This is a genomic window from Pseudomonas sivasensis, from assembly GCF_013778505.1.
In the GTDB taxonomy this organism is placed as follows: Bacteria; Pseudomonadota; Gammaproteobacteria; order Pseudomonadales; family Pseudomonadaceae; genus Aquipseudomonas; species Aquipseudomonas sivasensis.
In genome coordinates this window covers 67,422-76,792 of record NZ_JAAOWU010000024.1, presented here as the reverse complement: position 1 = coordinate 76,792, position 9,371 = coordinate 67,422, and the positions used below count along the sequence as shown (strand labels likewise).

Annotated in this window: 7 protein-coding genes; 3 read left to right on the top strand and 4 right to left on the bottom strand. The window is 62.0% G+C overall.

The window, feature by feature from the left end; translation table 11 throughout:
• The 4 genes from G9Q84_RS26605 to G9Q84_RS26590 all read right to left on the bottom strand — a co-directional run.
• The coding region (locus tag G9Q84_RS26605; protein ID WP_181644355.1) for a hypothetical protein at positions 1-735 on the bottom strand (735 nt) is incomplete at its 3' end.
• A 137-nt stretch (positions 736-872) separates the two neighbouring features.
• The gene (locus G9Q84_RS26600; protein ID WP_181644354.1) at positions 873-1,934 is read right to left on the bottom strand and encodes a lipocalin-like domain-containing protein; all 1,062 of its coding nucleotides are present in this window, start codon (positions 1,932-1,934) and stop codon (positions 873-875) included.
• Positions 1,924-4,386 carry an ABC transporter permease gene (locus G9Q84_RS26595; RefSeq protein ID WP_181644353.1) on the bottom strand — a complete coding sequence of 821 codons (2,463 nt, stop codon included), beginning with the start codon at positions 4,384-4,386 and terminating at the stop codon, positions 1,924-1,926. The genes G9Q84_RS26600 and G9Q84_RS26595 overlap by 11 nt, the downstream gene beginning before the upstream one ends.
• A 1-nt stretch (position 4,387) precedes the next feature.
• Complete coding sequence (locus tag G9Q84_RS26590) at positions 4,388-5,056, bottom strand: ABC transporter ATP-binding protein (RefSeq protein ID WP_181644352.1); 669 nt, start codon at positions 5,054-5,056, stop codon at positions 4,388-4,390.
• Between the two features lie 277 nt (positions 5,057-5,333).
• On the opposite strand from G9Q84_RS26590, the gene pmrG reads away from it, so the two are divergent.
• From pmrG to G9Q84_RS26575, 3 genes are all read left to right on the top strand, one after another.
• Positions 5,334-6,005, top strand: coding sequence for a lipopolysaccharide core heptose(II)-phosphate phosphatase PmrG (pmrG, locus tag G9Q84_RS26585; protein WP_338104111.1), 672 nt, complete (start codon positions 5,334-5,336; stop codon positions 6,003-6,005).
• A 187-nt stretch (positions 6,006-6,192) separates the two neighbouring features.
• Positions 6,193-7,848 carry a lipid IV(A) 4-amino-4-deoxy-L-arabinosyltransferase gene (arnT, locus tag G9Q84_RS26580; RefSeq protein ID WP_181644350.1) on the top strand — a complete coding sequence of 552 codons (1,656 nt, stop codon included), beginning with the start codon at positions 6,193-6,195 and terminating at the stop codon, positions 7,846-7,848.
• Positions 7,848-9,368: an ArnT family glycosyltransferase gene (locus G9Q84_RS26575; RefSeq protein ID WP_420875428.1), complete on the top strand. Its 1,521-nt coding sequence runs from the start codon at positions 7,848-7,850 to the stop codon at positions 9,366-9,368. The genes arnT and G9Q84_RS26575 overlap by 1 nt, the downstream gene beginning before the upstream one ends.
• Positions 9,369-9,371: the final 3 nt, after the last annotated feature.

The following is a 9,371-nucleotide window of genomic DNA, read 5'->3' as shown; positions in this document are numbered from 1 at the left end:
CTTCGCCCTCCGACACTGCGCCTCCCGCCCCGTCACACACGCCTCCTTGATCTCCAATCCCGCCACGCCCACGTCCAGCGCCAACCCCACATACGTGCCTTTGCCCAACCACTTTGACATCTGCGCGATCTCCCGAATCCGCTGCGCGTACCCGGCGATCTCACCCTTCTTCAGATAGCTTTTCGTGGAAATCCCCAGCAGCTTCTTCAACCCCTGATTGCCCTGCAAACCCGTGCCATAGCGCGCCGCGCCTTGCAATTGGGTGTCCAACAGCGACAACAACACCTGGCGCTGGCGAAAAAATGCCTGCCGGTCCAACCCACCGTCCCGAAAGCGCTGATGCAACCGCTCAATGTTCTCCAGCGTATGCGCCACCTCGTCCAGATGCCGCGACCACGCCGACGTCACGCTGCCCACCCCGATCGAGCTGTACGCGAGAAAGCTCTGCAGCAAGTCATAGTTATTGATCACCGCCGTTCCGACTGACGCGTCTTGCGCCAACTGCCGGTGAATTTCTTCCGCCCGGCGCATCAACCAGGCCTCCTCCAACGAACACGTCACGCTGTAGGCATCGGGAATAATCACCATCTGACCCGGCGTCACCAGCCCATGGCGCAGGTGCCGATTCAACACATCAAAATGATCAGAACGCTGCCGGCTCGGAGCACTACCCATCAAGCGGGATTTCACACTCGGATAGTCCATCGTGCGGTCGTTGAGATAGCTCTGCGCCATGCCTTACATCCGGGATGCAATGAAGATGGCGTCGAAATATAAGCAAGCAGATACACCCCGGACACAACCCGAGGAAGGCTGAATAACATTTGGGAAGTTACCTACGTCAACGCGGACATGCCCTTACGGAAGTACCCTCAATACCCGGTCATTTCCAGGTAGCCCACGCCCCCGTCAAACCTCACCGGCCCCTCCCAATACGGAATGCTCAGGTTCATCCAGGCGTTCGGGTTGACGGCTTCAGTGGTGATATCCAGCTGTTTGCCAGGTATTTTCAGCGACCAGCGCGTCGGCAGGTTGCGCCCATCGATGGCCGTGGTTTCCAGCGGTGTCAGCTGGATGTCAGCGTTATGCAAGGTCTCTGTACGTCCCTGGGCGTCGATCCAGGTGCCGGTGAGATAACCGCCGCCGTCCTTCTGGCGTACGCGAAACAGCATCAGTTGCGCGCCCCGGTCGAGGTGCAGGGAGAACCAGTCCCAACCAGTCTGGCTGGCGCTCAGTGGTTGGCTGCTCCATTCGCGGTCGAGCCACGCCGGGCCAGTGACTTGATAGGTTGTGCCATCGATGCTGACGCTGCCATTGGCGGTGAAGAACGGCTGACTGTAGTAATACGACGCCTGGCCCTGGTCGGATTTACGGCTGTAGCCGTTGTCACCTTGCAACACCAATGGACGGCTGGAGGTCAGCCGCAAGTCGTAGGCGAAGTGCTCTGCGCTGGCCTTGAGTTGCATATCCGCCAATGCACTGACCGCGCCAGGACGGCTGGCAAAGTTCCAATCGTCAATCCACGCATTGAACGGCGCTGCCTGGGCACCGGCCTGGCCAACGCCGCCACGGGCCAGCCGTTCGGCGGCGTAATGGCGGTTGGCGGAGGTGACGGCGGCATGGCCGAGCCACACCGTCGAATCCCGCCAGCCGGCCTGGGTCGACCCGGCTTTCAAGGCGTTGCGAAACAGCGTCCATTGCACGCCGAACACATTGCCTTGGGCGTCCTTCAGATTGGCGGTGACGTACCACCACTCGATGCGAAAGCCGTCATGGGGGCCATGGTCCTCGGGAAAGCTGAACACCTTGCCGGGCAGCACTTGGGCAAAGTCCGCCGCATCGCTGCCCAGGCCTGCAAAGCTCTCCTGGGGCGCGGGCGCTTTGTCACAAGCCGCCAGCAGCAATAACGCGCACATCAACGCCTTAATCTTCATGGGCAAAGGTCCTCAGCAAATCCGCCGGACGGCTGCGGTACAGCTGCCACAACGGCCAGGCCGATGCCAACAATGTGGCGAGCATCGCCAGCCCAAGCAATTGTGCGAGCTGCCACGGGAACACCTGCAGCGGCAGCCGCCAACCAAAGGCCTGCACGTTGATCACCGCGTCCAGGCACCATGCCAACAACACCCCCAGCGGCAACGCCAACATCAGGGTGAGCACCGCCAGCAGCCAGGTCTGGCCCAGGTTCAGCAACATCAATTGTCGACGTGTCACGCCCAGCGCCCACAGCGGTGCGAGCTGGCCTAGGCGGCTCTGGCTCTGGGTCAGCAGGCTAATGAACAGCGCTACGCCGGCCACGCCCAAGGTCAGGCTGTTGAGGGCCGCAGTCGCGGCGAAGGTGCGTTCGAACACCTGGCTCGACCAGCCCTTGAGTTGCTGTTGATCGACGATGCGGCTGTCGTCCAGGGCAAATGCGCGCTGCACTTCTCGCACCAGTGGCGCTACATCAGACGGCGCGACGCGCAGGTTGAAGCGCGCGGGTGAGAGCGTCGGCCAGTGCGCCAGCAGGTGTTCGGAATTGACCAGGATATGCCCCTTGGGATTGCCGTAATCCGCGTAAATCCCCACCACCTTGGGTGACCAGAGGCCTTGAGGCGTGGGGATATCAATCGAATCCCCGAGCCTGACTGAAAGCCTGCGTGCCAACTGCTCGCTGAGCATCAAGGTGTCGTCACGCTGCAACCGGTCCCAAGGTGCATCGGCAGCGTCCAACAAGGGCCAGTGCTCGCGATAGGTCGGATCGTCGACCACCCCGAACAGATCCGCTGGCCAGCCCTGCACTTGCACGGCGATCTGCCAGGTAGGCAACACCCTCTGCACCAACGGTTGGTGCGCCAGCCAGGTGCTGAGCTGATCCGCCTGGGCCGGGGTTTGCGGGTTGAGGTACAGCTCGGCAGTGAGGCGTTGTTCCAGCCAATGATTGAAGGTGTGGCGAAAGCCCGAGGTCATGGAGCCCGCGCCGATATTCGCGGCCAGGGCCAGTAGCAGCGCCATCAGTGCCAGGCTCAAAGCCGGCAGTTGTTGGCGGCAATCGGCAAGAAACCACTGGCCAAGCACTGAACGGCTGCGTCCCAACACGGCCTTGAGCAGCCCGTTGAGCAATACCGGCAAGCCCAAGGCCGCGCCAAGCAGTAAGGCCGCCATCAATACAAACCCCGCCGCCAAGCTGTCGCCCAGCCAAAGCGCCAACAGCGCGATCAGCAATGCCGTTCCGGCGACCCAGCCCTGACGCCGTAACCAGCGACCATGGGCCTCGTGCCAGGCCTGGGCGTTGGCCAGCGCCAGCAACGGCAAGCGCGCCGCCCGCCACACGCTGCTGGCACCGGCCAGTAAGGCACCCAACAGGCTCAAGCCCAACCCCGCCAGCCACCACCATGGACTCAGGCTCAACTGTCCCGGCACTTCGGCGCCATATAACCCGCGCAGGCTGGCAGCCACATCCGGCAGCAGCAGGCTGGCCAGAAGGTATCCGCTGGCGACGCCGAGCACGCCGCCCAGCAGCGACAACGCGCCCAATTCCACCCCAAGCCCGAGGATCAACAAACGCGCACTGACCCCACAGGCACGCAAGGTGCGCAGCAGTCCGCGGCGTTGCTCCAGGGCCAGGCCGATGGCGGCGTGCACAATAAACAGCCCCACCACAAAGGACAGGAAGCCCAGCGCATCAAGGTTCAGGTGGAAACTTTCGGTGAGGCGCGCCAAGTTGCTGTCCTCGCCCTGCCTGAGTTGCAGCCCTGCGGGAGGCGTGGGATGGCTGGCGGCGAAGGCCTTGTCCAGCAGCAGCCGCGACAGCTGCCCAGGCATCTCAAGCAAAGGTTGAGCAAAGCCGATATCGGTCAGTAACAGCCCGGGCGCCATGTCCGGCTGGGCTTGCAGCGGCGGCAGACGTTGCCCGTTCAGCGCCAGGGGTTGCTGCCCTTCGTGCAGCCCCAGGGCCTGCAAGGTTTGCGGCGCGATCCAGGTACGCCCCGGAGGGTCAAAGAAGGCGAGCATCTGCGCCTGACTCAAGCGCTGCCCCGCTACCGCGCCGCTGCCGGGCAACGACAGCGGGTCGAGGCCCATCAATTGCAGGCGCACGTCCTCATGCCCCTTGAGCTGCAACCGCCCCTGCACCACCGGCGACACCGGCCAACCCGCGCGGCGCAGTTCGGCAAACAGCGTTTGCGGGAAACTGGCAGCGTCCGGCGCACTGAGACTGGCTTGGGGTTCGCCGCCGATCAACTGGCTGGCGCGGGCATAGCTGTCGCGCGCCTGACTGTTGAGGGCCTGCACGCCGGTCAAGAGTGCGGTGGCCAGCCACAAGCCGGTGAGCACACTGAAAAACTGCACCGGGTGGCGCCGCCAATGGCTGAGCAACGCGCGCAGTGTCCAATAAAACACCGCCATTTCAGCGAGCATCCGCAGGCAGGACGCGGCCGTGATGCAACACCACCTGCTGGTCCAGCCGTGCGGCGATACGGGGGCTGTGGGTGACCATCAACAAGCTGGTGGCGCTGTCGCGCAACAGGTCCAGCATCAGTTGCAACACCTCGTCGCTGGTGGCTTCGTCGAGGTTGCCGGTGGGTTCGTCAGCCAACAGCAAGCCTGGCCGCGACGCCAAGGCACGCCCTACCGCGACCCGCTGTTGTTGGCCGCCCGAGAGCTGTTCCGGATAGCGCTTGAGCAAGTCGCCCAGGCCCAGGCGTTCCACCAACTGCGCCTGCCAGAGCGGATCAAAGCGCCCCGCCAGCCGGGCCTGGAACGCCAGGTTGTCGTCGACGCGCAAACTGCCAATGAGGTTGAACTGCTGGAACACCAGGCCAATTTCAGTGCGCCGCCAGTGAGCCAGTTGCGCCTCGCTCATCTGGTCGAGGCGTTGCTCACCCACTTGGATACTGCCGCGATCCAACCGATCAAGCCCCGCCACCAAGTGCAACAAGGTGCTTTTTCCACTGCCCGACTCGCCCATCAACGCCAGGCTGCTGCGTGCGGCCAGGTGCAAATCCACACCTGCCAACACCGCCAACGGGCCTTGAGGGGTGGCATAGCTTTTGAAGACACCTTGCGCCTGCAGCATGGGAGCACTCATCGGAGGGGTGGCCATCGAGAATAACGGTTGGGAATCGAGGCCACGCAAATTTTTCACATGCTTTTCACCGGCCACCGACCCACCGCACTTTAAATTACCGGCCAAGCGTCACTCGTCGGCAACTTCTTAGTTGCCAACCCTGGCAACTTTTAACCGCAGCATGTTCAGCGAAAAGACAGCAGCCCTGTGACAGCCTTCTGCTCCACTGCGGCTATTCGCCAACACGTTGCGCCTAACTAATACAAGATTGCCAACAGCGTCCAAGGTGAATGAAGTGGTTGACATTACCCTGATTAAACCACGCTCGCGCCGGGCCTTTCTCAAGCGCCTCAAACCGCTTTGGCTCGGGCTTGCCGTGGTCGGAGCGCTGCTCACTTGCGCGCTGTTCTGGCCGACCTCGCCACGGGATCTGGGCGTAGGCAATCGTCTGCTGACGTCCGAGGTGCTGCCACTGTGGCGCGACGGCGATCTGATCGTGCTGGTGCGTCATGAAGAGCGCTGCGACCGTTCGAGCAACCCTTGTCTGGGCCCAGTGGAAGGCGTGACGATTAATGGCAGCCAGCACGCGGAAAACATGGGCAAAGCCTTTAAATCACTGGGCATGGACGGCACCGACGTACTCTCCAGCCCCGCCATTCGCACCGCCCAGACCTCGCGTTTCATGTTCGGCAAAACCGAGATGACCGCCAGCGAACAAGCCGTCTGCGGCAAGGCCATGGGCGAAGAGTTGCTCAGCCACAAACAGGCCGGACGCAACCTCGTCTTCGTCACTCACAGCGGCTGCATTGCTGACTTCGAAACCACCCTGGGCTTCCCCCACGCCAAGTTTTCCGAGTACGGCAGCGCGCTATTCGTGCAGGTGCTGGCCAACGGCAAGTTCAAGGCCCTGGGCACCATGAAAAACCAGGATTGGCCGGCCGCGCTCAAACAAATCTAACGCATTCCCTTCCTGCCACTACGGCTTATGTTCAGCAAAAAGACAGCCCTATTCGGGCATGTTTAGTTGCGCCCTTTTTTAAGGTCGTTATGACTATTTCCCGTTATTCAGTGAACGCTGTGACGACTTTCGCCTTTACTTCATTAGTTGAAAAAACCACCACCAGACGTCAAGGAGCGACGTTGTCATGACCCGCTTTAAACCCCTGCCGGTTTTATTACTGGCCTTCGTCGCGTTTTATCTATTACCACTGGGCCTGCATGGTTTGTGGATACCGGATGAAACCCGTTACGCCCAGATCAGCCAGGAGATGCTCCAAAGCGGAAACTGGGTGGCGCCGCACTTCATGGGTATCCGTTATTTCGAAAAACCCGCCGCCGGTTATTGGCTGATTGCCCTGGGCCAAGCGGTGTTTGGCCAGAACCTGTTCGGTGTACGCATCGCCTCGGCCTTGACCACCGGATTGAGCGTGCTGCTGGCGTACCTGATCGCCCGGCGACTGTGGAACGACCCACGCAAGTCTTTCGCCTGCGCCCTGCTCTACCTGAGTTTTGGCCTGGTGGCCGGGCAAGCGGGGTACTCCAACCTCGATCCGCAATTCACCTTGTGGGTCAACCTGAGCCTGGTGGCGCTGTGGTTTGCCCTCGACAGCCACACCCTGCGCAGCCGTCTGGGTGCCTGGGCCGTGTTGGGATTTGCGTGTGCCATGGGGTTCATGACCAAGGGTTTCCTGGCGTGGGCGCTGCCAGTGCTGATCGTCCTGCCCTATATGCTTTGGCAACGGCGCCTGGGCGAGCTGCTGCGGTATGGCCCGCTGGCCATCGGCGTGGCCGTGCTGGTGTGCTTGCCCTGGGTGCTGGCGATCCACAACCAGGAACCGGATTTCTGGCGCTTCTTTTTCTGGAATGAACACATCCGCCGATTCAGCGCCGACGACGCCCAACATGTGCGGCCATGGTGGTTTTTCCTGCCAATCATGGCGGTGGCCTGCTTGCCGTGGACCGGGCTTCTGCCCAACACCCTGCACCTGGCCTGGAAACAAAAACGCCAGCCGGCAATCGCCTTCCTGGCCCTGTGGTTGCTGCTGCCGCTGGGCTTGTTCAGCCTGAGCAACGGCAAACTGCCGACCTACATCATGCCGTGCCTGCTGCCCCTGGCGTTGCTGATGGGGCATACCTTGAGCGACCTGGTCAGCCAAGGCAAAACCCGCACACTACGCCTCAATGGCCTGTTCAACTTCGTCATCGGCATGGCCGCGATGGTCAGCCTGATCTACCTGCAAGTCGCCAGGCCGCTGTACAGCAACAGCCATGCAGAGATGTTCAGCCTGTCGCTGGCGTTTATCGTGCTACTGGGATGGATCCTCACCAACCTGTTGCAAAGCATACGGCCACTGACGCTGTGGGCAATGCCGGCCTTGGGCATTGGCCTGCTGGTGGTAATGCTGCCGTCGAGCATGCCAGCCTATATCGCAGATAACGAAATGCCCGACCAATTCGTGTTGGAGCACCTGGATGAGTTGCAGCAAACCAATACACTGCTGAGCAATGAACTGGGGAGTGCCAGCGCCTTGGCCTGGCGCCTGAAACGCGCCGACGTGGCGCTGTATGACACCGAAGGCGAGTTGCGCTACGGCTTGCAATACGCCGGCTCGGTAACACGTAAAGTGGAGCTGGAACAGGTTCAGGACTGGCTCAAAGAGGCGCGCCAGCACGGCTCCGTAGGCGTGCTGCTGCGGGTCAACAGCACCAGTGAAATGCGCGAGGCCGGGCAATTGCCACCCGGAGGCAAACGCTATCACAAGGGCTACCTGGAACTTATCCTCTACCCGCAGGCGCCATGATGCTGGGGTATTTCAAGACTGACCGCGGCGCCCTGCTGCTGTTACTGGGCGTCTCGGCCCTGCTGCTGCTCACCGGCCTGGGCGCGCGCGACCTGTGGGGCGCGGAAACCCGCTGGGCGAACATCGCCTTGCAGATGCTGCAGAGCGGTGACTATTTTGATCCGTATCTCAAGGGCGTGCCGTATTACGACAAACCCCTGCCCTCCTACTGGCTGATCACCTGTGCGGCCCACCTGATGGGGGGCCTCGGCCCCTGGTCGTTGCGCCTGCCATCGGTCATCGGCGCGTGGTTGAGTGTGTGGCTGGTGTACCTGATCGGCGAACGCCTGTTCCGCAAGGGCACGGGGCTGATCGCCGGCTGGATGCTCGCCACCACGTTCTACTTCCTGTTCTGGGCCCGCGTGGCCACAGCGGATGTGCTCACCGTGTGCGGCGTGCTGGCGGCAGTCGCCTGGTATTGGCGTGGCCCCGACGACACACGCCTGTGGCGCTACACTGTGTTTTTCCTGTTACTGGCCCTGACGTCGCTGCTCAAGGGCCTGATCGGTTTTGTACTGCCCGGCCTGGTGCTGCTGCCGCACCTGCTCAGCGAACAGCGCTACAAGCGCCACCTCAACCTACGCCTGGTGCTGGCCGTGCTGATCGCCGCAGCGGTGTATGCCGTGCCGTTCGTGCTGTCGCACTTCTACGGCGCACCGACCTATGGCGAGAGCGGCCTGGCGTTGGTGTTTCGGGAAAACGTAGTGCGTTTCTTCGACCCGTTCGACCATATGGGGCCGATCTACACCTACCTGATCTACCTGCCCGCCTACACCCTGCCCTGGACGCCGTGTTGGCTGCTCGGTCTGTGGCTGGCGGTGCGCCACTGGCGCCATACCCCGCCGAACGTGCGCTGGCTGGTATGGGGCCTGGGCCTGTTGTTTGTGTTCTTCACCGCCAGCGGCAGCCGGCGCAGCTACTACGTGCTGCCGCTGGTGCCATTTGCCCAGTTGCTGGCTGCGTGGTGGGTAAGTGAGCGCGTGCTGAAAAAGCCCGCCGGCTGGCCGCGCTGGCAGAAGGGTTTGGGGATCACGGCCGCACTCATGCTGTTGATACTCGGCGTGGCCTATCCCTGGTCCAACGGCAACGGCGGCGTGACCCGCTTCGCCGAGGATGTGCAATCCCAAGCGCGCAAAACCGCGCCTTGGAATCAATGGCAGATGGTGCTGATAGAGGTCGATAACAAACTGCCGATGTACCTTCAAAATGGCGGAAAGCCGTTCTACTACATCGCCGAGACCCAGGACTTCCCCCGCCAGGGCGACAGCGCCGCGTTGATGGCCTGGCTGGAAAAAACCAGCGGCCAGGCCTTTGACCCGCAACGTACGATCATCGTCGCGCAGTTTTCCAAGGATGATCCGACGCCGCTGGCTTATCTGGGTGCCGACCATCAGCGGATCACCACCCAGCCGGACAATGGCGAGCGGCTGTTTCAGAGGCGTGAAGAGGGCAGCGTAGCGTTTATCCCTGAGCCTCACTAAGGA

What these genes read in the sequence shown, in the direction of transcription:
- G9Q84_RS26600 (WP_181644354.1), bottom strand. Translation starts at nt 1,934, where the DNA reads ATGAAGATTAAGGCGTTGATGTGCGCGTTATTGCTGCTGGCGGCTTGT.
- G9Q84_RS26595 (WP_181644353.1), bottom strand. Translation starts at nt 4,386, where the DNA reads ATGGCGGTGTTTTATTGGACACTGCGCGCGTTGCTCAGCCATTGGCGG.
- G9Q84_RS26575 (WP_420875428.1), top strand. Translation starts at nt 7,848, where the DNA reads ATGCTGGGGTATTTCAAGACTGACCGCGGCGCCCTGCTGCTGTTACTG.
- G9Q84_RS26590 (WP_181644352.1), bottom strand. Translation starts at nt 5,056, where the DNA reads ATGCTGCAGGCGCAAGGTGTCTTCAAAAGCTATGCCACCCCTCAAGGC.
- arnT (WP_181644350.1), top strand. Translation starts at nt 6,193, where the DNA reads ATGACCCGCTTTAAACCCCTGCCGGTTTTATTACTGGCCTTCGTCGCG.